Origin of the sequence: Mycobacterium helveticum, assembly GCF_007714205.1 — a bacterium.
Classification (GTDB): domain Bacteria; phylum Actinomycetota; class Actinomycetes; order Mycobacteriales; family Mycobacteriaceae; genus Mycobacterium; species Mycobacterium helveticum.
Window position 1 is genome coordinate 18,370 of record NZ_VMQU01000040.1, and the last position, 23,777, is coordinate 42,146.

Sequence of the window (23,777 nt, forward strand, 5' to 3'; positions counted from 1 at the left end):
TTTTGGAGGATCTGATGGCCGACGCCATGTCAGTCCCGGTGCTGTTCGTCACCGACACGATCGTGCTGCCCGGAATGGTGCTGCCGCTCGCGCTGGACGACGCCGCCCGTGCGGCGATCGACGCCGCTCAGGCCAGCGAGTCGGGGCAGCTGCTGATCGCGCCCCGCCTCGATGACCGGGATCCGTCGCACGGGGTGATCGCGAAAGTTCTGCAGGTCGGACGCATCGCCGGTGGTGGCACCGCCGCGGTCGTGCGCGGTGAGCGCCGAGCCCGGATCGGGGTGGGAGCGTCCGGGCCCGGCCCGGCGTTGTGGGTCGAGGTGACCGAGGTCGCCCCGGCCGAGGCCACCGACGAGGTCAAAACCCTGGCGGCGGACTACCGCAAGCTGCTGCTGGCCATGCTGCAAAGGCGCGAGGCCTGGGAGATCGTCGACTATGTCAACGGCCTGACCGACCCCTCGGCCCTGGCCGACACCTCCGGATATGCGTCCTACCTGAGCGCCGCGCAGAAGCGGCAGCTGCTGGAAACGGTGGACGTCGCCGAGCGACTGCGCGTGCTGATCGACTGGACGGGCACCCACCTGGCCGAGGTCGAGGTCAACGACAAGATCGCCGAGGACGTCCGCGAGGGCATGGAGAAGACCCAGAAGGAGTTCCTGCTGCGCCAGCAGCTGGCCGCGATCCGCAAGGAACTCGGCGAAGGTGAACCCGACGCTTCGGACGACTACCGCGCCCGGGTGCAGGCCGCCGGCCTGCCCGACAAGGTGCGCGAGGCCGCGCTGCGCGAGGTCGGCAAGCTGGAACGCTCCAGCGACCAGAGCCCGGAGAGCGGCTGGATCCGCACGTGGCTGGACACCGTGCTGGACCTGCCCTGGAACGTCAAGACCGACGACTCCACCGACCTGAAGGCCGCGCGGGAGATCCTGGACGCCGACCATCACGGGCTGGACGATGTCAAGGACCGCATCGTCGAATACCTGGCCGTGCGTGCGCGCCGCGCCCAGCGCGGGCTGCAGGTCGTCGGCGGGCGCGGCTCCGGCGCGGTGATGGTGCTGGCCGGTCCTCCCGGCGTCGGCAAGACGTCGCTGGGAGAGAGCGTCGCGCGGGCGCTGGGGCGCAACTTCGTGCGCGTCGCCCTGGGCGGGGTGCGCGACGAGGCCGAGATCCGCGGGCACCGGCGCACCTACGTGGGCGCGCTGCCGGGCCGGATCGTGCGCGCCATCGGCGAGGCCGGGACGATGAATCCCGTTGTGCTGCTGGACGAGATCGACAAGGTGGGCTCGGACTATCGGGGCGACCCGAGCGCGGCGTTGCTCGAGGTGCTCGACCCGGCGCAGAACCACACCTTCCGGGACCACTACCTGGATCTGGATCTGGACCTGTCCGATGTGGTGTTCCTGGCCACGGCCAACGTGATCGAGAACATCCCGTCGGCGCTGCTGGACCGCATGGAACTGGTGTCCATCGACGGCTACACCGAGGACGACAAGGTCGCCATCGCCCGCGACCACCTGCTGCCCCGGCAGCGGGAGCGGGCGGCGCTGAGCGCCGATGAGGTGACCGTGACCGACGCCGCGCTGCGCAGGATCGCCGCCGACTACACCCGCGAGCCCGGCGTGCGGCAGTTCGAGCGGCTGCTGGCCAAGGCGCTGCGCAAGGTGACCACCAGGCTGTCGGACAGCGCCGACCCGATCACCGTCGACGAGCCGGATCTCGTTGCGTATCTGGGCCGCCCGCGGTTCACCCCGGAGTCGGCCGAACGCACCGCGGTGCCCGGCGTGGCCACCGGCCTGGCCGTCACCGGACTGGGAGGCGACGTGCTCTACATCGAGGCGGGGTCCGCTGGATCCGACGGGCCAGGCGATGGGTCCTTGCAGCTGACCGGACAGCTGGGTGACGTGATGAAGGAGTCGGCGCAGATCGCGCTGTCCTATGTGCGCTCGCACGCCGCGCGGTTGGGGGTCGACCCGAAGGCGCTGGATCGGCGCATCCATGTGCACGTGCCCGCCGGCGCGGTGCCCAAGGACGGCCCGTCGGCCGGTGTCACGATGGTGACGGCACTTGTCTCCATGGCCACCGGGCGCCAGGTACGCTCCGATGTCGGCATGACCGGCGAGGTCACGCTGAACGGGCGGGTGCTGCCGATCGGCGGTGTGAAGCAGAAGCTGCTCGCCGCCCAAAGTGCCGGTCTGTCAACGGTTTTCATCCCGGCGCGCAACGCGCCGGACCTCGATGACGTCCCCGCCGAGGTGCTCGAGGCGCTCGACGTGCGGCCGATGACCGACGTCGCCGAGATCGTCGCGCAGGCGCTGGCGCCCGAGATCGTGTCGGTTGCCGCCTGAGCCGGTCGCGCAGGCGACGCTGGTGTCACGTTCGGCGCCGAGCGTGACAGCGATGTCACGTTCGGCGTTGAATGGACCCGTGAGTCTCAAACGGCACGTGGTCCACCGCGCGCAACGGCTGCTGGTCAACCCGGTGGGCCGGCAGTTGCCGGGGATGGTCTCCGAGCACGGCGAGCAATCCGACCACGTGCGCAACATCAAGGCGAATCCGGCCGTGCGGGTGCGCACCGGCGGCCGGTGGCGCAGCGGCAACGCGCACGTGTTGCCCGACGACGACCCGGTCCGGCGGCTGGGCAACCTGCCCCGGCTCAACAGCGCGGTCGTGCGCCCGATGGGCAGCGACCTGCTGACCGTCCGGGTCGATCCGGACTGACTCGGCCCGATGGCCTACGACGAAGACCTGGCCGGCAGGATTCGCGAAATCCTGGGCCCCGAGCGGGGTGTCGAGGAGAAACGCATGTTCGGCGGTCTGGCGTTTCTGGTCGGCGGCAACATGTGCGTGGCCGTCAGCGGCCAGGGTGGCCTGCTGGTGCGGGTGCCGCCGGAGGACACCGACAAACTTGCGGCACGCGCGCATGCCGGCCCGATGGTGATGGCCGGGCGGGAGACCCGCGGCTGGCTGCGTGTCGACACCGCGGGCGTGCGGACCACACGCCAGCTCCGGAGCTGGGTCGCCCGCGCAGTCGGGTGCGTGCGCGCACTGCCGCCCAAATGACCGGCGGTTTGCCCGGCCACCCCGCGGGTCCGCAATCCGGCGTGGACGAGCCGAAACGGGTATCGCGTCGGCTGCTCGAGGCTGCCGGAACCACCTATGCGGAGGAGGCCGGCATCACCATGAAAGACGAACCGAAGCCGTTGTTCCAGCTTCTGGTGTTGTGCATGCTGGCCAGCAAGCCGATCCACGCGTCCATCGCCGTGAGCGCCGCGCGGGAGGTGTTCAACGCCGGTCTGCGCACGCCCGAGGCCGTCCTCGAATCGGACCGGCAGACCATGATCGACGCATTCGGCCGTGCGTCCTATGCACGCTACGACGAGAGCTCGGCCACCCGCCTCACCGAGATGGCGCAACGGGTCCGCGACGACTACGCCGGCGACCTGCGCGGACTCGCCGGCCGCAGCGACCACGACGTCGCCGCGGCCAAACGTATGCTCAAGGCGTTCAAGGGAATCGGGGACACCGGCGCCGACATCTACCTACGGGAAGTGCAAGACGCCTGGCCGTGGGTGCAGCCGTACTACGACGACCGCGCCACCGCCGCGGCACAGCAACTGGGTTTGCCGACCGACCCGGACAAGCTGGCCGCGCTGGCCCAGCACAGCAACGCGCGGCTGGCGGCCGCGCTCATCAGGGCGTCGCTGGACGACGACGTGCGTCGGCGCGTGGCCGGTTGATCCGGCGGTGAGCGTTCGGGTCGGCACGTCGAGATGGTCCTACAACCAGTGGGCCGATCGCGAGTTTCCGCCTTCGGCCCGAAAATTCGACGTTCGCGGGCTGGCGCGACCAGCTGCCGCCCGGTGTCACATGTCGGTCAAGGCTCATCGCGGCCTCACGCACGCCTCGCCGCTACCCTGACTTCAGACCTTGATTTGGCAATCACGACTCGTGTGCGCTGCGGGAAGGGACCTTTTCCTGACGCGACGGCTGTACCCCCGACGCTTCCCTCAGTTCCTCATAAGCCTGCTGGGTGCAACGAGCCAATCGCGGCAGGTCTTCCAGTGCGGCGGTGTTGGCGACGAACCCGAAATCCATGCTGTCGTGGTATGACGCCAGCGTGGCATTGAGCCCAATCGAGGCGGCGAGCGCGGAGATCGGGTAGACACCGAGGAGCCGGGCGCCGTTGAGATATCGTGGTTCCTTGGCGCCCGCCACGTTGGAGATGACGAGGTTGCACGCCGGGTGCGTGACGCGATCCAGGTGCGTGGTGGCGCCCAGGCCGGCGAGCGCGATGAGTCCGACCGCATAGGTCATGGCCGTATTGGCCGACATGCCGGCCAACTCCTTCTTGGCGGCGGCGACCGAGTGCACCACGTGACGGATCCGGTCCGGCATGTCGGCTCCAGGCTCGCCGAGTCGGACGAACAACGCCGATACGCGCGTGCCGATCGTCGTGTCGTCGTCGCCGCGCAGCGAAACCGGACACATCGCGATAAGTGGGTGCCCGAATGGGGAACCGCTTCCACGCAGGTACGCATGCAGGCCCCCGTCGATGACGGCAGACGCCACATCGTTGAGGGTGGCACCGAACTGGCGTCCGACTTCGCGCATCTCGCCCAGCGGCAGGGTGAGCGTCGCGAAGCTTCTCCCGACCTTGAGCGGCGCGTTGGTCGGGGCGTGCGGCGCGACGAACGGCAGATTGCCCTCGATGTGCGAGCTCGCGAGACCGGCGACCGCCTTACGCAGTGCGCCCCAGGAGATCTGGTTGAGCGCCCCGACCTGGGTAAGCGCACCGTGCACTGAGTCGGCGATGCGCTGTGCGAATGGCGTCGGCGGATGCGGTGCCGGTTCCGGCATGGTGAGCCCGAAGCCGGGCGTGGGGACATTGGGTTCTTCGCGTGTGCTCAGGCCGGCATAGATCCGCTTCAGGCCGGATTCGCCGTCGATGATCGAATGGTGAGTCTTGGTGTAAATCGCGAACCTTGAGTCCGGCACCCCATCGATCACCCAGCAGCGAAACAGTGGGCGGTCACGGTCGAGTTGCGGCTCGTGGAGTTCGGCGACGAGCCGCAACAGGTCGTCATAGGTGGCCCGGGCCGGGAGTGAAAGATGGCCGACGTGGTGATTCGGGTCCCAACTCGCGACCTCCCGGAAATGAGGCAGACCCCGACCGAGAAGCTCCGGCACGTAATTGAAGGGTGGGGCCGGCGGGCAGGCTCGGTAGGCCTCGACGATCTCGTCCACGATGCGCCGACGACCCGTCGGCTTCTTGAAGAGCATCATGGCGCCGACGTGGGTGGTGCCGGACGGAGACTCCATCAACAGCCATGAAAGGTCCAACGGCGGAATTGGTTTCGCCATGATGGATCTATCTCCTCACCGAAGTTCGGGCAGCCGTTGACCGAAATCCGGAACGGGGCCTCAAGGATCCGAACCGGTACGGTGATGCTCTCGCCGCAGGTCCCGGTCGGCGAGGGTATTAGGGCCCTCTTGCGACAGCCGTAAGTCCCTTGGGGAGATCATGGTGTGGTGAGCCGAAGTCAAGCGCCGCTCGCCCCGGCTCGGGGCGTGGAGCGCCGCGAACATGCCGGCCAGGGTATGCGGAGAATCGCCGGTAGTTCACGCCGAGTTCCCGTTTGCTCGGTGCATCGTCGGAGGCCGGAAGGCATCCGATGCCCGCCGGCGAAGCCGGCGGCCTACCCGGCCATCGCGTTCAGTGGGCGAGACGGGTAAGACGGGTGCTTTCACGTACTTCTTGAACCCATCCTTTACCTTTTCGCCGGCGTCGTTCAGACCTTGATTTTTCAGCCGGCTATGGATTGAGGGCCGCGTCGTAGCGCGGAAGTGCCCTTCCTGCAAAGGGATACCCGGCTGAAAAATCGGTCTGAGCTGAGCGGGTACGCGATCAGTCGTCTTCGCCCGCGGGATGCGGGCAATCGGGGCCCCGGTCGACGGGGACCCACGCGCCGTCGATGACGTCGGGCGGGCGCTGCGCCTGCAAGCGATCCCGTTCGGCCCGGCGGCGCTTGACGCGCAACCGGGCGTCGGCCGGGACGCTGACCAGTTCGTCGCAGGTCAGGTAGAACACGTCGTCGGCGACGTCGATCAGGTCGGCGCCGACACGCCGGGAGCCCAACTCCCGCAACGTCATCCGAAGTTGGTGGGTGAATCGCAGCGTGGTGTCGTGGGCCAGTTCCCGCGAGCCGCGGGCGGCATCGGCGAGCCGTTGTGCCAGGGTCTCCGCCGCCGGGTCGTGCGGTGCGGCGGCGGCGAAATGCGCGGCGGTCCGAAGCAGCATCTCCGGGTCGTCGCCGAACACCCGGCCGGCCAGTTCGGCGTCGCCGGGCCCGCGGTGCCCGATCCGGGCGAGGGCGGCATCGAATTTGGCGGCGGTGGCCGGCGACAACGCGCGGATGCTGCCGACGTTGCCCTCCCTGGCCAGCGCACACAACGGCGGGTCGCCGCGCAACGCGGCGGCCAGTTCGGCGGTTTCGGTCGCGATGCGGGTGCTTTCCATGATCATGCCGATGCCGGACACGCCGCCGCCGGCCCGGGTGTGTTCCAGCGCCGCCGCCGTGACGCCGGTGTCGATGAGCCACAGCGCAGTCAGCGTCCAGCCCTGATGGATCCGGTCGCGCAACAGCGGAACCCGAACCGCCAGGCCGGAATCCGGCAGGGCCGCAAGCTGCGCGGCGTCCAGATGCTCCGCCCCGGCGGCCGCGCTGTAGGCCTGCGTGTCGGCCTTGAGATGGCGCAGCAGGGACAGTGACCGCCCCGCGACGACAGCTTTGGCGACCGACCCGAGCGTCCCGCCGGCCAACTGCGGATCGCCCAACGGCAGCAGGTCGCCCACCTCGGGCCGGCCGGTCAGCTCGCGTCGCACGACGGCCTGGCGGTCCCAGCCCGGAAATTGATTGGCGGCAAGCACATTGGCCGAGACCCCGACATAGGGCCGGTGGCCGAACACCGCCGTGGCCCGGCTTCCCCACTCGTCACCCACCACGCCGCCGAGCGCGAGCACCCGGCCCAGCACCCGGCCGGCCGTGCGCAGCCCGCTCATCTGGACGTCCAAGGTGATCGGCGTCAGCGGCCCGGGCAGCGCCCCGGCGAGCGTGCGCGCACTGAAGACCGGGAACCGCGGGTCGATCCGGTCGTCGAACTCGCCCTCCATGCCCTCGGGCGCCGCACTGGGCAACTCGCCGGACGACGCGCGCGGCACAACCTCGACGGGAAGCGCCAATTGGGAGCCGTGGTCGGTCGCACCGGCGGCTTCGAGCCTGCGGCCGACGAGTCCGCGCGCGGTGTCGGCGATGGCGTCGAACGCCTGCCAGCCGCACTCGAACATCCAATCCTCTTGCACCGCAGCGGTATCCAGCTCCGGGGCCAATTGTTGCCAACCTTCCAACCGGTGCAGGCGTGACCGTGAGGTGACCGCCCGCAGCAGCCGCCACGCGGTGACCACGTTGATGGTGTCCGGGGTGGCCAGGTCCACCACGCCGGTCCGGTCGGTGTTCAGCGCCAACACCAGGAAACGCACCAGGTCGTCGATGTGCAGCACCCGGATCGGCTGGGTGGAAACCTTGCTGCGCAGCAGCGTGGCCACCGTGCGGCACACCGTCCAGTCGAGCTGGCGGCCCACGGGCGGCGCGGCCCGGATCACCAGGGTCGGACCCCAGCTCGTCGCCACCAGCGCCTCGGCCGGCTCATACAGGTCGGGCCGGCCCGCGGCCTGGGACACGAACAGCAGCCGGGCCCCGGAGCGGGCGGCCGCGTCGGTCACCCGGGCGAGGCCGTCGATGTCCGCGCTGCCGGGCGCGGTCGGGTCGACCGAAGCCAGATGGATCACGGCGTCGGCCTCGTCGGCCAATTCCTGCAAGACCGGGTCGCTCAGCGGCGCGCGCACGAACTCCACGGCCGGGTCCAGGGAGGCGTGACGGCGTTCGGCGATGCCGGCGACGCTGTGCCCGGCAGCGAGCAGCTGCCGTGCGACCAGCCGCCCGACTGCGCCGGTGGCGTCGGTAACCAGGATCTGCACTGGGCTCACCCTCCCAACGTCACCCTCGACAATATGCGCGTCGCAGTCACCTACGCGACCGTTACCGCATCCGGGGCGGTCTGGCCTGCCGCGATGCGTCAGGTGATCACCGCAGCGTGGCGCTGCCGTCCGCGGCGACGGCGACCTTGGCGCCACCGATATCCTCACGCACGCTCGCCGCGGTCGCGGCGGGATCGGCGATCACCGCCAGGGTGCGGGCCCCGTCCGGGGTGCGCACGGCCACGAAGGCCTTCTCCGGCCGTCCCTCCCGGTCGAAGGGTGTGGTCCACGCCTCGACGGTCCCGACGCCGTCCCACTCGACCAACGCCTTGCGGGTCGGTTCCCGATCCACCGCCGCCTGGACGTTCTCCCAACGAAACTCGTCCGGCGGTTCGGTGCCGTACACGCCGAAGCTGTGCTTGGTCAGGTAGCCGCCGTTCGCGGTGATCAGCGCGCGCCGGCCGGGGTTGGCCGCCAGCAACTCGGCCGCGGTGGCGATGGAATGCATGACGTAGTTGCTCCACGGGCCGCCGGCGAAGGTCAGCCCGCCGGTCACGGTGAGCGGGCGGGCCGCGTCGTCGACGCTCAACCCCAGCTCGCGCGCCGCGACCTGGACCGCCGAGGGGAAACACGAGTACAGGTCGACGTAGTCGACGTCGTCGACGCCGAGCCCCGCCAGCTCGAGCGCCCGGGCCCCGGCGATCCGGATGGCCGGCGACCGGTGCAGCTCGTCGCGCTCGGCGATCGCCGGGGTGTCGTGGGCGTCGGCGCCCGCCTGCGGGTACACCCACCGTTCGGCCGCGATCTGCAGGCGCGTCGCCTGCTCCACCGAGGTCAGCACCAGCGCCGCCCCCTGGTCGACCATGTTGTTGGAGTTCAGCAGCTTCGTATACGGCCAGCTGACCATCCGGTTGCGCGGGCCGGGCCGCCGGATCTCCTGGGCGGTCATCGAGGTGCGGATCCAGGCGTGCGGATTGCCGACCGCGACGGCGTTGAACCGGGCCCACAGCTGCCCGATCCGCTCGAGGTGGTCCTCGATGGGCTCGCCGCTCGCGATGCGCAGCGACTCCTCGAACAGCGGGTAGACGTACGAGGGGCGGTCGAGCCCGATCCTGAGCTCGGCCTCGCCGGCCATGGGCACGTCCTGGTCGCTGACTTCCGCCATCGGCACGGATTCGTCCTGAACCGTCCACATCAGCCTGCCGCCCTGGGATTTCAGCCCGGTTCTGGTGCGCCAGGTCTCGGCGCCGGCGAGCAACACCACCCCGGCGCGGCCCCGCTGGATGTCCAGGCAGGCCTGGTTGACCAGCGACTGCGGTACGTTGCCGCCGATCGGGCTGTAGAGCGTGGTGAAGTCCGCGGCGCCGATTCGCCGGCCGAGCAGCAGCCCGGGATCGCGGTAGCGGGCCGACAGCACGTTGACCACCCGGATGGAGTCCACGGCCTCGATCACCCGGGGATCGGCCGCGTGCCTGGCCGCGGCGGCCATGAGGTCCACCGGTTCGACGGACCGCCGCTGCGGGTCGATCTCGTCGCGGTGGTTGACCTGGCCGTAGCCGACCAACACCGGTGTCCTGGGGTCGACGGTCATAGACCGAACCTAGCGTGGCGAACGCCCGCGGCCGCCGACGGCCCGCCGGGCGTCACGCCGGACCGAACAGCACGCCGTCGGTGACGAGCCGCTCGATCTCCCCGTCGCTCATCCCGAGCAGCTCCCGGCAGATCCCGCGGGTGTCCTGCCCCGGCTGCGGCGCCGGGCGCTGCCGGGCCGGGGGGATGTGGGTGAACGGGGCCGGGCCGGTCTCCGCCGGCAGTGGGCGCTCGATGAGCGGATGCACCATCTCCGCGAACAGCTTGCGATCCCGCAGCTGCTGGTCCTCGAGCAGGTCCGGCGGGCGGTTCATCGGCCCGGCGGCGACCCCGGTCGACTGCAGCAGTTGGGCGACCCGCGCCGGGGTGCGGGTGCGGGTCCAGGCGGACACCAGCTCCACCAGCTCGCGCCGGTTGGCCAGGCGCGCCTCGCCGGTGGCGAAGCGCGGGTCGTCGGCCCACTGCGGGCGGTCGAACGTCGAAGCGATGCAGTGCCATTCGTCGTCGTCCCGGATGGAGATGACGCACCATTCGTCGTCACCCGCGCAGGGGTAGACGGCGTGCAGCGCGGTGTCCTCGCGGATTCCGGCCAGGCCCGCGGCCAGCGCGGCCCGGGTGACGTAGCAGGTGTCGAGCTGGTTGACCACGACCTCGGCCTGCGAGATGTGCACGCGTGCCCCGCCGCCGGTCCGGTCGCGGTGGATCAGCGCGGCCAGCGCCGCGATGGCGGTCACCCGCCCGACCACGTGATCGGGAAACACCGTCGTCGCGTCGTAGTAGGCGTGCCGGGCGGACCCGGCCGGGTCGCCGGGCTCCGGTGCCGTCCAGAGCCGGGTGACGCCGGTGGCGGCCCGCACCAGCGGCCCGTAGCCCATGCGGGTGCTCCACGGCCCGGCGTCGCCGTAGGCGCTGCTCTCGGCAAGCACGACACGCGGATTGACCGCACGCAGCTCTTCGTAGGAAAAGCCAAGGGCAGCAAGGGTTCCGGGCTTGAAGTTGGCGAATACCGCGTCGGCCCCGGCGACCAGCCGGCGGAAGATCCGGCCGCCCTCGGCGCTGCGCAGGTCCAGGCCGAAGCCCAGGTTGTTGCGGTGGGTCCAGGCGAACGACTCGCTCATCGCCTCGCCGGCGCGGGCCTGCCTGAGTCCGTCGGGATAGTCGGCGCTTTCGATCTTGACGATCTCGGCGCCCAGGTCGCCGAACAACCGGCTCAGCTCGCCGCCGGCGACGATGACACCCAGATCCAGGATGCGCAGCCCGGCGAACGGATACTCGCCGACCCGGCCGGACGGCGACGGCACCACCGCGGGGTTCCCGCGCCAGTACGGTTGGTCGCGCCCCGCCGCCGGCGCGGCCGCGCGGAACCCCGCGCGTTGCCCGTCGACGACGAAATAGCCGCTCGGCACCCGGGTGCGCACGCCGGGGACCAGCTCGGCGTCGGTGATCGCGCCGACCGCCTCGAAATGATCGGACGCCACGATCTGCGACGGCGTCAGCACCTCGGCGATCGGCACCCCGTGCGCCTGGCCGGCGGCCACCAGCTCCGCCATGGTCTGGTCGGCGAACAACGCCTCGACCAGCACGCTGATCTGCGGCCACGCCGCGAACCGCTCACCGATCACGTCGTAGCGGGGGTCCTGGAAGGCCTCCGGCTCCCCCAGCCAGCGCCGCAGGCCGCGCCACTGCCGCGGCGCCATCACGCACAGCCGGACGTAGCCGTCCTTGCACGGATGGATCGGGTAGGCGTCCTGGTTCCTGGGGCGCCCGCGCCACCGCCCCGCGCGACGGATCCCGGCCGCGGCCTGCCCGTGCGCACCGAAGGCGGGGTCCAGCGACATGACGACGGCGTCGAACCGCGAGAAGTCAATGTAATCGCCGGTGCCGCAACGCAACCGGTTGTAGTACGCGACGAGCGCGGCCCAGGCCGCCTGCACGGCGGCGGTCGCCGTGGCGATACCGTCCGGCGGCAACACCGGGGTGCCGGTGGCAGGCCCCGACCGCGACAGCGAGCCGCCCATCGCATACAGCACCGGATCGGTGGCCCGCCACGACGCCCGCGGCCCCGTGGCGCCGAAGTCGGTGATCGAGAGGACGACCAGGTGCTGGTGGTGGGCGGCCAGCTGCGCCGCGGAGGTCCCGAACGCGACGGCCAGCCCTTCAGGGCCGCTGTCGACGACGATGTCGGCGCCCGCGGCCAGTTCGTGGAACCGGCCGCAGTCGCCGTCGTCGTAGGGGTCCAGCACCGCGCTGCGCTTGTTGGCGTTGTGCACCGCGAACGAGATGCCGGCACCGGCCAGGGTCGGCAATGCCTCGCGGGCCGGGCTCCCGCCCGGCGTCTCGACCTTGAGGACGTCGGCGCCCAGATCGGCGAAGAGGCGGGTCACCGCGTCGGCGTCACCGGTGGACAAGTCGAGGACCCGAACCGCAGCGAGCAACCCGTCGGCCATCTGCACACCGTACCGTCGGGGCCGGTCGCGGGCTTCGCAGCGCCCGTCCGGATCCCCGGTCGATCGACCGGTTGCGGGCGGCGTCGACTAACGTCACTAGCCGGTGCGCGAGTCCGTACCTGTCGACACAATCCCGATGGAGCCGATGGGGGGCATCCCAGGCGTGAGCGCGCACCTGAGCTATGTCGAGGCCGTGGTGGTCGGCGCCTTCCAGGGCGTCACCGAACTGTTCCCGGTTTCCAGCCTCGGCCACGCGGTGCTGGTCCCGGCGCTCATCGGGGGTCGGTGGGCCCGGGACCTCGACGTCGCGGCCCCCGAGTCGCCCTATCTGGCCTTCATCGTCGGTCTGCACGTCGCCACCGCCGCCGCCCTGCTGGTGTTCTTCTGGCGGGACTGGCTGCGCATCGTGGCGGGCTTCGTGTCGTCGCTGCGGCATCGCCGCATCCAGACCTCGGGCGAGCGGTTGGCCTGGCTGCTGGTCGCGGCCACCATCCCGGTGGGGCTGGCCGGACTGCTCCTGGAATCGACGTTCCGCACGACACTGGGCAAACCCCTCCCGTCGGCGGCGTTTCTGCTGCTGAACGGCTGCGCGCTGTATGCCGGCGAGGTACTGCGGCGCCGCGTCGCACCGGCGCCGGCGGGCCCGGCGGCCGCCGAGGGGGAACAGACCCACGGTGGCGAGGCCGTCGACAACCGGCTCGCCCGGCTGCCCCTGGGCCGCGGCGTGCTGATCGGGTGCGCCCAGATCCTCGCGCTGTTCCCCGGCATCAGCCGCTCGGGCATCACCATCGTGGCCGGGCTGTGGCGCGGCCTGTCGCACGAAGACGCCGCCCGCTTCTCGTTCCTGCTCGCGACGCCCATCATTCTGGCCGCCGGGCTCTACAAGATCCCGGAATTGTTCGGGCCGCTGGGCGAGGGCATCGTCGGTCAGGTCGTGGCCGGCAGCATCGCGTCGTTCGTCAGCGCCTACTTCGCGGTGCGCTATCTCACCAGCTACTTCGAGACCCGCACGCTCACGCCGTTCGCCGTCTACTGCGCCGTGGTCGGCGGCGCCAGCCTGGTCTGGCTGACGCTGCGGTAGGCCACCCGGGCCCGCGTCCCGCAGGCGTACCGTGGGTTTCGTGTTGCCGGCCCGCGACGTGACCGCCCGCTTCGGGACCCGGGCATGAGCCGGCGCCAACCCGAACGGGACGCCCCGCAGCCAGAAAATGTGTGGGACTATCCGCGCCCGCCCAGGATCGAGCCCTTCACCGGCCCCATCACCGTCGAGCTGGGCGGTGAGGTCGTGGCGTCGGCCTCGCGGGCCCTGCGGGTGCTCGAAACCAGCCACCCCCCGACCTACTATCTGCCCCGCGAGGCGTTCGCCCCCGGGGCGTTGCGCGCGGCGCCGGGCAGCTCGTGGTGTGAATGGAAGGGCCAGGCCGCCTACTACGACCTCGTCGGCGGCGGCGCCGTCGCCCCGAAGGCGGCGTGGACCTACCCACGCCCGACACTCGCGTTCGCGTCGATCGCCGGCATGGTCGCGGTGCTGGCGGCGCGGGTCGACCGTTGCACCGTCAACGGCGAGGTCGTCGTGCCGCAACCGGGCGACTTCTACGGTGGCTGGATCACCAGCTGGATCACCGGTCCGTTCAAAGGCGTTCCCGGATCGATGGGTTGGTGACGCGGTGCGCGACGACGACGTCGAGGTGCTGGTCATCGGCGCGGGCCTGGCCGGATTGCGCTGTGCCGGGGTGCTGGCCGCCGCGGGCCGCGAGGTTCGGGTGTGGGAGGCCGGCGACGACGTCGGTGGCCGCATCCGCACCGATGCGATCGACGGCTTCCTGTGCGACCGCGGCTTTCAGGTGCTCAACCCGGCCTATCCGGAGCTCGACGCCTGCGTCGACATCGCCGCCCTGCGCCTGCAACCGTTCGCTGCCGGGGTGGCGGTGCGCCGCGAGCGCGGCACGGCGGTGCTGGCCCATCCGCTGCGCGAGCCGGCACGGGTACCGAAGATGCTCGCCTCGGGCATGATCGCGCCCCGCGAAGCCTTCGGGCTCGGGCGCTGGGCGGCCGGGGCATTGCGACCGCACACCATCAAATCCGGGCACGGCGACGGCACCGTGCGCGAGCGGCTGGACCGTTGCGGTGCCCGCGGTGAACTGCGCCGTGTGGTCGACCGTTTCCTCGCCGGTGTGGTGCTCGAGGACACCGGCGCCACCTCCAACGCGTTCTGCCTGCTGCTGACCCGCATGTTCGTGCTCGGTGTCCCCGGCCTGCCCGCCGACGGCATGCGCGCGCTGCCGCATCTGCTCGCCGCGCCGCTGAGAAGCCGAATCACTCTGGGCCGCAGGGCAACTCACGTCGAGCGCGACGGGAATCGGTGGACGGTCAGGGGTCCCGACGCGGTCGTACGCGCCCGCGACGTGGTGGTGGCCACCGATCCGGCGGCGGCCGCGGCGTTGACCGGTCATCCGCCGCCGGCCATGCACGGTGTCGTGACCGACTGGTGGGCCGCCGACGAGGCGCCCAGCACGCTGCCGATGCTCTGGGTCGACGGCCGCCCCCGCCCGCCCGGACCGGTGCTCAACACCGCCGTCATCAGCGCCGCCGCGCCCAGCTATGCCCCGCCGGGACGCCACCTGATCAGTGCGTCGGCGCTGCTGACGCCCGACGGCGCGGCACCCGAGGAGAGCGCGACGCGGCGTCATGCCGCGGACGTCCTGGACGCCGACGGCCACGGCTGGCGGTTGCTGAAACGCCACGTCGTTCTTGACGCGTTACCCGCTCAGCCGCCGCCGCTGCGCGTGCGCCGCCCCGTGCGCATCCGCGAGGGGCTGTGGTGGTGCGGCGACCACCGCGACACCGCCTCCATCCAGGGCGCGCTGGTGAGCGGACGGCGCACCGCCGAACAGATACTCCGGCAAGGGTCGCCGTCCGGCCCGTCCTGAACGTTGTTTGCGCGGCGCGGCGCACAGTGCTGTGCTCGTCTCATGGCAGAAACGGCAGCCGTGGGCATCAAGGTCCGCGGCAAGGTCATCGTGATCACCGGCGGCGCCCGCGGAATCGGGCTGGCGACCGCCACGGCCCTGCACAACCTGGGCGCCCGGGTGGCGATCGGCGACATCGACGAGGTGCGGGTCAAGGAGTCGGGCGCCGCCCTCGGCCTCGACGTCTACGGCAAACTCGACGTCACCGACCCGCACTCGTTCGCCGATTTCCTCGACGAGGTCGAGCGCCGACTCGGCCCGATCGACGTGCTGGTCAACAACGCGGGCATCATGCCGCTGGGCCGCATCGTCGACGAACCCGACGCGGTCACCCGGCGCATCCTCGACATCAACGTCTACGGTGTGATCCTGGGCAGCAAGCTGGCGGCGCAGCGCATGGTCGCCCGGGGCTGCGGCCACGTCATCAACGTCGCGTCGCTGGCCGGGGAGACGTACCTGGCCGGGGCGGCCACCTACTGCGCCAGCAAGCACGCGGTGATCGGTTTCACCGATGCGGCCCGCATCGAGCACCGGCGGACCGGCGTGAAGTTCTCGGTGGTGATGCCGACGTTCGTCAACACCGAACTCATCGCCGGAACCTCGGGGGCCACGGGGATCAAGAACGCCGAGCCCGCCGACATCGCCGACGCGATCGTCGACCTGGTGGCCCGCCCGAAGCCGCGGGTGCGGGTCACCCGGCTGGCCGGCGCGATCATCGCGTCGCAGAAGTTCTTGCCCCGCGCGCTGGCCGAGGGCATCAACCGGGTGCTCGGCGGCGAACACGTCTTCACCGACGACGTCGACGTCGCCACGCGGCGGGCCTACGAAGCCCGGGCCCGCGGCGACGAGTAGGCACCGTTCACCCGAGGCGGGTGACAATGGCCGGGTGAGTCTTGAAACGCGAACAACCACCCCAGCCGAATCCGAAGCGCTCTCCGACGACGAACTGGCCCTCATCGACAAGTACTGGCGCGCCGCCAACTACCTGTCCGTCGGGCAGATCTACCTGCTGGACAATCCGCTGCTGGCCGAACCGCTGGAAGCCCGCCACGTCAAACCCCGGCTGCTCGGCCACTGGGGCACCACGCCCGGGCTGAACCTGATCTACGCGCACCTCAACCGCATCATCCGCAACCGCGATGCCAACCTCATCTACGTCACCGGGCCCGGGCACGGCGGCCCGGGTCTGGTGGCCAACGCCTACCTGGAAGGCACCTACAGCGAGGTGTACACGGGCATCGAGGAGGACGCCGAGGGACTGCGCAAGCTGTTCCGGCAGTTCTCCTTCCCCGGCGGCATCCCCAGCCACGTGGCCGCCCAGACGCCGGGATCCATCCACGAGGGCGGCGAACTGGGCTACGCGCTGGTGCATGCCTACGGCGCCGCTTTCGACAACCCCGACCTGGTGGTCGCCTGCGTGATCGGGGACGGCGAGGCCGAGACCGGGCCGCTGGCCACCAGCTGGCATTCGAACAAATTCCTCAACCCGGCCCTCGACGGGGCGGTGTTGCCGATCCTGCACCTCAACGGCTACAAGATCGCCAATCCGACCGTGCTGTCCCGGATTCCACCCGCGGAGCTTGAGTCGCTGCTCAGCGGCTACGGCTACCGGCCGATCACGGTCGCCGGGGACGACCCGGCCGACGTGCACCGGCAACTGGCCGCCGCCCTGGACGACGCTTTCGACGACATCACCGGCATCCAGGCCGGGGCGCGCCGCGGCGGCCGGCCAGAGCGGCCCGTGTGGCCGATGATCGTGCTGCGCACCCCCAAGGGCTGGACCGGCCCGAAGACGGTCGACGGGAAAAAGGTCGAGGGCACCTGGCGAGCGCATCAGGTTCCGCTGGCCGAGACCCACGACAACGCCGAACACCGGGCGCAGCTCGCGACGTGGCTGCGCAGCTACCGGCCCGAAGAGTTGTTCGACGACACCGGCGCGCTGCGCCCCGAACTGCGGGCGCTGGCCCCCCGCGGTGATCGCCGGATGAGCGCGAACCCGCACGCCAACGGCGGGCTGCTGCTGCGCGACCTGGACCTGCCGGACTTTCGCGACTACGCGGTGCAGGTGTCGCGGCCGGCGACCGAAACCCACGAGGCGACCCGCGTGCTGGGGACGTTCCTGCGGGACGTGATCGCCCGCAACGGCGACCGGTTCCGCCTGATGGGGCCCGACGAGACCGCCTCCAATCGGCTGGACGCCGTGTACGGCGCGACGGACAAGGTGTGGCTCTCGGAGACGACGCCGGATGACGAGCACCTGGCCCCCGACGGCCGCGTGATGGAGGTGCTCTCCGAGCACCTGTGCCAGGGCTGGCTGGAGGGCTACCTGCTGACCGGCCGGCACGGGCTGTTCACCTGCTACGAGGCGTTCGTGCACATCGTCGACTCGATGCTCAACCAGCACGCGAAATGGCTGTCCACCAGCAGGGAACTACCCTGGCGGCGGCCGATCGCCTCGCTGAACTACCTGCTGACCTCCCACGTGTGGCGCCAGGACCACAACGGCGCGTCGCACCAGGACCCCGGCTTCATCGACCTGGTCGCCAACAAGCGGGCCGAGCTGACGCGCGTCTACCTGCCGCCGGACGGCAACACCCTGCTGTCGGTGGCCGACCACTGCCTGCGCAGCCGCAACTACGTCAACGTCATCGTCGCCGGCAAGCAGCCCGCGCTGGCCTACCTCGACATGGACGAGGCGATCGCGCACTGCACCCGGGGCCTGGGGATCTGGCAGTGGGCGAGCACCGCCACCGCCGAACCCGACGTGGTGCTGGCCTGCGCCGGTGACGTCCCGACGCTGGAAACCCTGGCCGCCGCCGACATCCTGCGCCGGGAACTGCCCGACCTGGCGGTCCGCGTGGTCAACGTCGTCGACCTGATGCGCCTGCAGCCGGAATCCGAACACCCGCACGGGTTGCCGGACAAGGAGTTCGACGCCCTGTTCACCCGCGACAAGCCGGTCATTTTCGCCTACCACGGCTACCCGTGGCTGATCCACCGGCTCACCTACCGGCGCACCGTGCACCCGCACCTGCACGTGCGCGGCTTCAAGGAGCGCGGCACCACGACGACACCGTTCGACATGGTGATGCTCAACGACCTGGACCGCTTCCACCTGGTCATGGACGTCATCGACCGGGTGGACGGGCTGGGCAGCCGCGCCGCGGTGCTGCGCCAGCTGATGGCCGACACGCGGCTGGCGGCGCGCCGCTACACGCGCGAGCACGGCGAGGACGACCCCCAGATCGCCGGCTGGACCTGGGCGCGTACCGAGTGATCAGCCCCGCGTGACGCGCAGGGGCACCGACACCGGACCCTGCAACGACGGCGTCGTACCCCAACGGACGGGCCCGGCCAACTCCAGGCCGTCGACTTCGTCGAGCAGGCAGTCGGCGGCGGTGATCGTCTCCAGCCGCGCCAGATGTGCCCCCAGACAGAAGTGCAGGCCGTGGCCGAAAGCCAGGTGCCCGGTGGTGTCCCGGTGGATGTCGAAGCGATCGGGCTCGGGGAACTTGGCGGGGTCGCGGTTGGCCGACGCGTAGAACAGCACCGTCTTCGCACCCCTGGGGATCACCGTGTCGCCGATCGCGCAGGGGACTGTCGCGGTTCGGGTCACCCACTGGACGGGCGAGCCCCAGCGGGCCGTCTCCTCGACCGCGGCGGGAAGCAGGCTGCGGTCCGCTTTCAGCTCGGCGAACAGCGCGGGGTCCCCCGCCAGCCTGACCAGCAGCATCCCCAGCAGGTTGGTGGTCGTCTCGTTGCCCGCCACCAGCAGGATCAGCGCGTACATGAACGCTTCGTCGTCGGTGAGCTCACCCGCGTTCGTGGCTGCGCGCAGCCGGCTCAGCAGGTCGTCGGCGGGTTCGCCGTCGCGGCGTCGCATTTCGGCGTCGATGAAGCTGTGCATGTGCACGTAGGCGGGCACGATCGACGCCATCAAACGCGCGACCTCGGGCACCGAACGGGGAGCGAACATCTGCGCGAATTTGTCCGAAACCGCGCGAAATGCCGGCCACTGATCCTGCGGAACGCCGAGAATTCGGGCGATCACGTTGATCGGCATCGGGATGGTCAAACCGTCCACGACGTCCACGACGTCACCGTTGGTCAGCTTCGCGATCGACTCGGCGGCCAGTGCGCGGATGTCCGTCGTGAAGCTCTGGACCGCGCGTTTGCTGAACATGGGCGCGGTGATGCGTCGCAGCCGGGTGTGTTCGGGTGGGTCGGCGAGCAGCACGACGCTGGACACGAACGATCGGAGCATGACGCCGTCTTTCGACGAGAACGCGACATTGTCGCGGACCGCGGTGTGCACGTCGTCGTAGCGTCCGATCATCCAGACCCCCAGCCGCTCGTTGACCACGACGGGATGCTCCCGGATTCGCTCGTAATCGGGATAGGGGTCGGCGATGTGCGGCGCCAGCGTGGGGTCGAGCGTCGTGCGCGGCACGGACGCCGGGGCGGAACTCGACCGTGGACGACGCAGATCGCGGTAGGCACCGGTCGCGACCGGCCGCAAAAGGCTGATCACGGAGCTGCGCGCCGCCGACAAGATGGCTCGGGGTGGCGGACTGAGGAGATCGGTGGGCATGCTGATGAAGCTAAGGACGCACCGCGGCGACCGGAATGATGGATTCAGACACACATTTGATATTTTCAGACACATGCGCGCCGTTGCCCCGTCGGTCTGGGACGTAGCACAGTCCTCGGCGACTGCCCGGCACGTCCTGGAGACCGCCCGCCAGCACGGGCTCGACGAGCCGACGTGTTTGTCCGGTACCGGGTTGACCACCGGGGACCTGGCGGATCCCACCACCGAGGTCTACGTCGGCCAAGAGCTGACCATGATCCGGAACCTCATCGGGCGACTTGGCGATCAACCCGGGCTCGGCATGGAGACCGGCGCGCGCTACCAGTTCGCCGATATCGGCATCCTCGGTTTCGCCTTGATGGCCAGCCCGACCTTCGGCGACGCGATCGACGTCGCGTGCCGGTACGTCGCGCTGACCGCCACGTATCTGAACCTGGCCGGCCCGGAGGTGAGCCAGACCGAAGCGCTCGTGGCGTTCGACGACGCGCAGGTTCCGCGCGATGTACGCCGGTTCCTCCTCGAGCGCGATTTTGCGATCATGCTGCGGATCCTGCCCCTGCTCCTCGGCGTCGGCCATGCGCCGATCACGGTCCGAGTCGAGTTTGCCGATCTGCCGTTGCCGACCGACCTGGTGGAGATCGAAAACCTGACCGTCGTCGTCGAGGAAACCTCACGCAATGTCCTGGCCATCCCGGCGGACCTGATCAACCAGCCGATGCCCGCGGCCGATCCCCAGACCGCGGCGATCTGCATTCGTCAGTGTGAGGAGCTTTTGGATCGGCGGCGCACCCGGCGCGGGATCTCGGCGGCGATCCGCACCCGCCTGATCCAGGACTCGGCAGAGATCCCCGCGATGGCCACCGTCGCGAAGGAACTCTGCGTCACCGAACGCACGCTGCATCGCCGGCTGGCGGCCGAGGGCACCAGCTACCGCGCGCTGCTCGACGAGGTCCGCGCGACCCTGGCCGCCGAGCTGCTGAACTCCGGTCTCAGTGTCGAGGAAACCGCACGCCGGCTCGGGTACTCGGAGACCGCCGCGTTCACCCGGGCACACACCCGCTGGAACGGGTGTCCACCCGGGCGGGCAAGAACCAGCCGGGCCGCGCCGTAGGGCCGCCGGCGCTCACCGGTCGCGCCGCCGCAGCGCCTGCCGGTAAAATTGTCCGATGCATGACTTCACCGCCGGCGCGGAGGCGCACCCGCTGTTGACCCAGCTTGCGGCGCTGCACCAGTTGCGGATCCATCTCGACGTCGCGGTGGTCGTCGTGGTGCTCGTGGCGACCAACCTGACCGCTCACTTCACCACGGCGTGGGCGAGCATCGCGACCGTGCCGGCGGCCGCCATCGGGCTGGTGGCCTTGGTGCGCGCCCGGGGTCTGGACTGGGCCGAGTTGGGTCTGGGCCGCGAACACTGGAAGGCCGGGCTGGGTTACGCGCTGGCCGCCGTCGCGGTCGTCGCGTCGGTCATCGCCGTCGGCGTGCTGCTGCCGGCGACCCGGCCGATGTTCATGAACAACCACTACGCCACGATCTCCGGTGCGTTGGTCGCCTCGATGGTCATCATTCCGCTGCAGACCGTGATCCCCGAGGAGCTGGCCTTTCGGGGTGTGTTGCACGGCGCGCTGAGCCGGGCCTGGGGGTTTCGCGGGGTCGCGCTCGCGGGCTCGCTGCTGTTCGGTCTGTGGCACGTCGCCACGTCGTTGGGCCTGACCAGCAACAATGTCGGCTTCACCAGACTGTTCGGCGGCGGGGTGGTCGGGATGCTGGCCGGGGTGACCATGGCGGTGGCGGCCACCGCAGCGGCCGGATTCGTGTTCAGCTGGCTGCGCCGGCGCAGCGGCAGTCTGATCGCGCCGATCGCCCTGCACTGGTCGTTGAACGGACTCGGCGCGCTGGCCGCGGCGCTGGTCTGGCACCTGTCGGCCTGAGGCGGGTCACACCAGCAGCACCGCCGCGCCGGCGATGCGGCCCGCGCTGAGGTCGCCCAACGCCCGGTCGGCCTGGTCGAGCGGATATTCGGGCGTGGTCACCTCGAGGTGATGGTGGGCCGCGAAGTCGAGGAACGCGCGCGCGTCGGCCCGGGTGTTCGACGTGACCGAGCGGACCTGGCGCTCCTGGAACAGGTGGCGCTGGTAGTTCAGCGCCGGGATGTCGGACAGGTGAATTCCCGCGATCGACAAGGTGCCGCCACGGTCCAGCGCCTCGAGGGCGGGCAGCACCAGATCGCCGACCGGGGCGAACAGGATCGCGGCGTCCAACGGCACCGGCGGCGCATCGGCGGCGCCTTGAGCCGACGCGGCGCCCAGCTCCAGCGCCAGCTCCCGCGCCTGGGCGCCGCGGGTCATGACGTGCACCTCGGCGCCCTGCGCCAGTGCGACCTGCGCGGTGATGTGGGCGCTGCCGCCGAAGCCGTACAGCCCCAGCCGCCCGCCCGGCGGCAGCTCGGCCCGCAGCAGGGAGCGGTATCCGATGATCCCGGCGCACAACAGCGGCGCGAGCTCGCTGTCGCTGTACCCACCGGGCAGGTGGTGGGCGAATGCCGCGGGGACCGTGGCGAACTCGGCGTACCCGCCGTCGGCGTCCCAACCGGTGTAGCGCGACTCGGGGCACAGGTTCTCGTTGCCGCGACGGCAGTACTTGCACACGCCGCAGGTGTGGCGCAGCCACGCGATGCCCACCCGGTCGCGGTGGACGGGCAGGTCGCCTTCGGTGACATGCAGATCGGTGCGGCAGACGCCACAGGCCTTGACGGACACCAGCAACTCCGTCGGCGCCGGGCTCGGCACCGGAGTTTCGACCTGCTCGAGGGGCCCGGAGGCCATCGGTCCGGGCCGGCGCACGCGCCAGGCGCGCATAGTTCGCATAGTTGTGGCCGTGACGGTTGGTGGCATCAGCCCATCATGCCGCTGAGCGCCACGGCCGCAACGGGTTGGTTCCGGCTAGGTCCGTCGCACCATGCCGACGAGCCAGAGCAGGATCACCGAGCCGAGCAGCGCAGTGAAGAAGGTGAAGATCCAGCCACCACCCGCGGTGTCGACGAAGAAGCTCAGGAGGAAGCCCCCGATCAGCGCCCCGACGATGCCGATCACGATGTTCATCAAGACGCCGAACCCGCCGCCCTTGATGATCTTGCCGGCGGCCCAGCCCGCGAGGCCGCCGATGATGATGTAGCCGATCAGGCCGACGCTGGTCAACGTTGTAGACCGGGCCAGGTATTCGGTAGCTGCGATGACGTTCATGCGCGCTCCTTGCATTTGCTGGCAAATCTCAGCTCACGTTCGTGGGCCGTGATTTCGGTATACCCGGTTCGCGTAACGAATCGAGTGCCGAATCGGAGACGATTGGCCTAACGCGGGTGATCCGGACGTGCCGCTCAGGCCCGCTGCGTCGGCTGCGGTGCCGGCACGGGCGACGGGGTGACCTGACCCGCCGGCGCCTGACCCGGGGCGGGGACGAGCGTCGGGACCTCCGGTGCCGGCGCTCCCGGTGCCGGCGCACCCGGTGCCGGCCCGGGCGCTGCCGGTGCGGGCGCTTGGCCCGGCGCGGGCGCGGGCGCTCCCGGCGCCGCCGGCGCAGGCGCCCAGGGCTGGATCGACTCTGCCAGCGTCTTGGCGGCGCCCTTGTCCACCGGGTCGTTGGACGTGCCGAGCCACACCACGAACCAGCGCTGCGGCGTACCGCCGTTGGCGGCGGGCGTGCCCACCACGCCGGTCCAGATCTGGCCGTTGGGCTTGGCCGTGTCGTTGAACTTGACCTCGTAGTACGACGCGCTTCCCTGGACCCCGTTGCCGTTGAGCGGGGTGGACTCCTGGTTGATGCGGGTGCCGGGATAGGGCATGTAGAACTCACCCATGTCCGAGCCGAGCCGGACCGCGGCCTTGGCGTTGTCGGGTTCGGCGCTCGCGTAGAGCTTCTGGTCCAGCCGGCCCAGGACGATCCGGGTGTCGTTGGCAACGGGCGGCGCCTGGCCCGGCGCCGGCGGCTCCCCGGTGGTCTTGCTCAGCATGGCCGAGCCGTAGTCGAGGTGCGACGCGTCCGATTCGACCCAGCCCGGCGGAAGCAGGAAGCTGAAACCTCCGACGGCATTGCTGATCCGCGGTTGCTCGGCGGCCGGCGGCGGGGGCGGCGCGTTCGGGTCGGCCGGTGGC

The 23,777-nt window shown here is 70.6% G+C and carries 19 protein-coding genes; 11 read left to right on the top strand and 8 right to left on the bottom strand.

Annotation, left to right across the window (positions count from 1 at the left end):
- Positions 1 to 14: 14 nt before the first annotated feature.
- Genes lon through FPZ47_RS11605 form a run of 4 tightly spaced genes read left to right on the top strand, consistent with a single transcriptional unit; the run spans position 15 to position 3,734 of the window.
- Positions 15 to 2,342 (top strand): endopeptidase La, encoded by a 2,328-nt coding sequence (gene lon / locus FPZ47_RS11590; protein WP_144951475.1) that lies wholly within the window; start codon positions 15 to 17, stop codon positions 2,340 to 2,342.
- Between the two features lie 52 nt (positions 2,343 to 2,394).
- Positions 2,395 to 2,715: a nitroreductase/quinone reductase family protein gene (locus tag FPZ47_RS11595; protein ID WP_246133397.1), complete on the top strand. Its 321-nt coding sequence runs from the start codon at positions 2,395 to 2,397 to the stop codon at positions 2,713 to 2,715.
- Between the two features lie 9 nt (positions 2,716 to 2,724).
- Positions 2,725 to 3,057 carry a TfoX/Sxy family protein gene (locus tag FPZ47_RS11600; protein ID WP_144951433.1) on the top strand — a complete coding sequence of 111 codons (333 nt, stop codon included), beginning with the start codon at positions 2,725 to 2,727 and terminating at the stop codon, positions 3,055 to 3,057.
- A complete protein-coding gene (locus FPZ47_RS11605; RefSeq protein ID WP_144951431.1) occupies positions 3,054 to 3,734 on the top strand; it encodes an HhH-GDP family DNA glycosylase in 681 nt (226 codons plus the stop codon). The genes FPZ47_RS11600 and FPZ47_RS11605 overlap by 4 nt, the downstream gene beginning before the upstream one ends.
- Positions 3,735 to 3,936: 202 nt before the next feature.
- Here the strand turns inward: FPZ47_RS11605 and FPZ47_RS11610 are convergent, their stop codons facing one another.
- The 4 genes from FPZ47_RS11610 to FPZ47_RS11625 all read right to left on the bottom strand — a co-directional run bounded on the left by FPZ47_RS11610 (position 3,937) and on the right by FPZ47_RS11625 (position 12,075).
- The gene (locus FPZ47_RS11610; protein ID WP_144951429.1) at positions 3,937 to 5,358 is read right to left on the bottom strand and encodes a wax ester/triacylglycerol synthase family O-acyltransferase; all 1,422 of its coding nucleotides are present in this window, start codon (positions 5,356 to 5,358) and stop codon (positions 3,937 to 3,939) included.
- 544 nt (positions 5,359 to 5,902) lie between these two features.
- Complete coding sequence (locus FPZ47_RS11615) at positions 5,903 to 8,032, bottom strand: NAD-dependent epimerase/dehydratase family protein (RefSeq protein WP_144951427.1); 2,130 nt, start codon at positions 8,030 to 8,032, stop codon at positions 5,903 to 5,905.
- 106 nt (positions 8,033 to 8,138) lie between these two features.
- A complete protein-coding gene (locus FPZ47_RS11620) occupies positions 8,139 to 9,623 on the bottom strand; it encodes an acetyl-CoA acetyltransferase (protein ID WP_144951425.1) in 1,485 nt (494 codons plus the stop codon).
- 52 nt (positions 9,624 to 9,675) lie between these two features.
- Positions 9,676 to 12,075: a CoA transferase gene (locus FPZ47_RS11625; protein WP_144951423.1), complete on the bottom strand. Its 2,400-nt coding sequence runs from the start codon at positions 12,073 to 12,075 to the stop codon at positions 9,676 to 9,678.
- Between the two features lie 157 nt (positions 12,076 to 12,232).
- On the opposite strand from FPZ47_RS11625, the gene FPZ47_RS11630 reads away from it, so the two are divergent.
- The 5 genes from FPZ47_RS11630 (at position 12,233) to FPZ47_RS11650 (ending at position 18,315) form a co-directional block, all read left to right on the top strand.
- Positions 12,233 to 13,150, top strand: coding sequence for an undecaprenyl-diphosphate phosphatase (locus tag FPZ47_RS11630; protein WP_144951421.1), 918 nt, complete (start codon positions 12,233 to 12,235; stop codon positions 13,148 to 13,150).
- A gap of 84 nt (positions 13,151 to 13,234) precedes the next feature.
- Positions 13,235 to 13,732, top strand: coding sequence for a DUF427 domain-containing protein (locus FPZ47_RS11635; RefSeq protein WP_144951419.1), 498 nt, complete (start codon positions 13,235 to 13,237; stop codon positions 13,730 to 13,732).
- A 4-nt stretch (positions 13,733 to 13,736) separates the two neighbouring features.
- Entirely contained in the window at positions 13,737 to 14,999 is a 1,263-nt protein-coding gene (locus tag FPZ47_RS11640; RefSeq protein ID WP_144951417.1) for an FAD-dependent oxidoreductase, read from the top strand.
- A gap of 42 nt (positions 15,000 to 15,041) precedes the next feature.
- Positions 15,042 to 15,890, top strand: a complete 849-nt coding sequence (locus FPZ47_RS11645) for an SDR family oxidoreductase (protein ID WP_144951415.1) — start codon at positions 15,042 to 15,044, stop codon at positions 15,888 to 15,890.
- 34 nt (positions 15,891 to 15,924) lie between these two features.
- On the top strand, positions 15,925 to 18,315 hold the full coding sequence (locus FPZ47_RS11650) for a phosphoketolase family protein (RefSeq protein WP_144951413.1): 2,391 nt from the start codon (positions 15,925 to 15,927) through the stop codon (positions 18,313 to 18,315).
- Here FPZ47_RS11650 and FPZ47_RS11655 read toward each other — a convergent pair whose 3' ends face one another.
- Positions 18,316 to 19,629, bottom strand: coding sequence for a cytochrome P450 (locus FPZ47_RS11655; protein ID WP_144951411.1), 1,314 nt, complete (start codon positions 19,627 to 19,629; stop codon positions 18,316 to 18,318).
- A gap of 73 nt (positions 19,630 to 19,702) precedes the next feature.
- Between FPZ47_RS11655 and FPZ47_RS11660 the strand changes: the two genes are divergently transcribed.
- On the top strand, positions 19,703 to 20,740 hold the full coding sequence (locus FPZ47_RS11660; protein ID WP_168209426.1) for an AraC family transcriptional regulator: 1,038 nt from the start codon (positions 19,703 to 19,705) through the stop codon (positions 20,738 to 20,740).
- Positions 20,741 to 20,795: 55 nt separating this feature from the next.
- Positions 20,796 to 21,557 carry a CPBP family intramembrane glutamic endopeptidase gene (locus tag FPZ47_RS11665; protein ID WP_144951407.1) on the top strand — a complete coding sequence of 254 codons (762 nt, stop codon included), beginning with the start codon at positions 20,796 to 20,798 and terminating at the stop codon, positions 21,555 to 21,557.
- A 6-nt stretch (positions 21,558 to 21,563) separates the two neighbouring features.
- Here FPZ47_RS11665 and FPZ47_RS11670 read toward each other — a convergent pair whose 3' ends face one another.
- The 3 genes from FPZ47_RS11670 to FPZ47_RS11680 all read right to left on the bottom strand — a co-directional run.
- Positions 21,564 to 22,520 (bottom strand): zinc-binding alcohol dehydrogenase family protein, encoded by a 957-nt coding sequence (locus FPZ47_RS11670; RefSeq protein WP_428321244.1) that lies wholly within the window; start codon positions 22,518 to 22,520, stop codon positions 21,564 to 21,566.
- Positions 22,521 to 22,568: 48 nt separating this feature from the next.
- A complete protein-coding gene (locus FPZ47_RS11675) occupies positions 22,569 to 22,868 on the bottom strand; it encodes a GlsB/YeaQ/YmgE family stress response membrane protein (RefSeq protein ID WP_144951398.1) in 300 nt (99 codons plus the stop codon).
- A 134-nt stretch (positions 22,869 to 23,002) separates the two neighbouring features.
- The coding region (locus FPZ47_RS11680; protein ID WP_145039431.1) for an APA family fibronectin-binding glycoprotein at positions 23,003 to 23,777 on the bottom strand (775 nt) is incomplete at its 5' end.

Coding starts and splice junctions, on each gene's coding strand:
- FPZ47_RS11670 (WP_428321244.1), bottom strand. CDS start 22,520: ATGCCACCAACCGTCACGGCCACAACTATGCGAACTATGCGCGCCTGG.
- FPZ47_RS11600 (WP_144951433.1), top strand. CDS start 2,725: ATGGCCTACGACGAAGACCTGGCCGGCAGGATTCGCGAAATCCTGGGC.
- FPZ47_RS11665 (WP_144951407.1), top strand. CDS start 20,796: ATGCATGACTTCACCGCCGGCGCGGAGGCGCACCCGCTGTTGACCCAG.
- lon (WP_144951475.1), top strand. CDS start 15: ATGGCCGACGCCATGTCAGTCCCGGTGCTGTTCGTCACCGACACGATC.
- FPZ47_RS11645 (WP_144951415.1), top strand. CDS start 15,042: ATGGCAGAAACGGCAGCCGTGGGCATCAAGGTCCGCGGCAAGGTCATC.
- FPZ47_RS11620 (WP_144951425.1), bottom strand. CDS start 9,623: ATGACCGTCGACCCCAGGACACCGGTGTTGGTCGGCTACGGCCAGGTC.
- FPZ47_RS11595 (WP_246133397.1), top strand. CDS start 2,395: ATGTCACGTTCGGCGTTGAATGGACCCGTGAGTCTCAAACGGCACGTG.
- FPZ47_RS11660 (WP_168209426.1), top strand. CDS start 19,703: ATGCGCGCCGTTGCCCCGTCGGTCTGGGACGTAGCACAGTCCTCGGCG.
- FPZ47_RS11635 (WP_144951419.1), top strand. CDS start 13,235: ATGAGCCGGCGCCAACCCGAACGGGACGCCCCGCAGCCAGAAAATGTG.
- FPZ47_RS11655 (WP_144951411.1), bottom strand. CDS start 19,629: ATGCCCACCGATCTCCTCAGTCCGCCACCCCGAGCCATCTTGTCGGCG.
- FPZ47_RS11675 (WP_144951398.1), bottom strand. CDS start 22,868: ATGAACGTCATCGCAGCTACCGAATACCTGGCCCGGTCTACAACGTTG.
- FPZ47_RS11605 (WP_144951431.1), top strand. CDS start 3,054: ATGACCGGCGGTTTGCCCGGCCACCCCGCGGGTCCGCAATCCGGCGTG.
- FPZ47_RS11610 (WP_144951429.1), bottom strand. CDS start 5,358: ATGGCGAAACCAATTCCGCCGTTGGACCTTTCATGGCTGTTGATGGAG.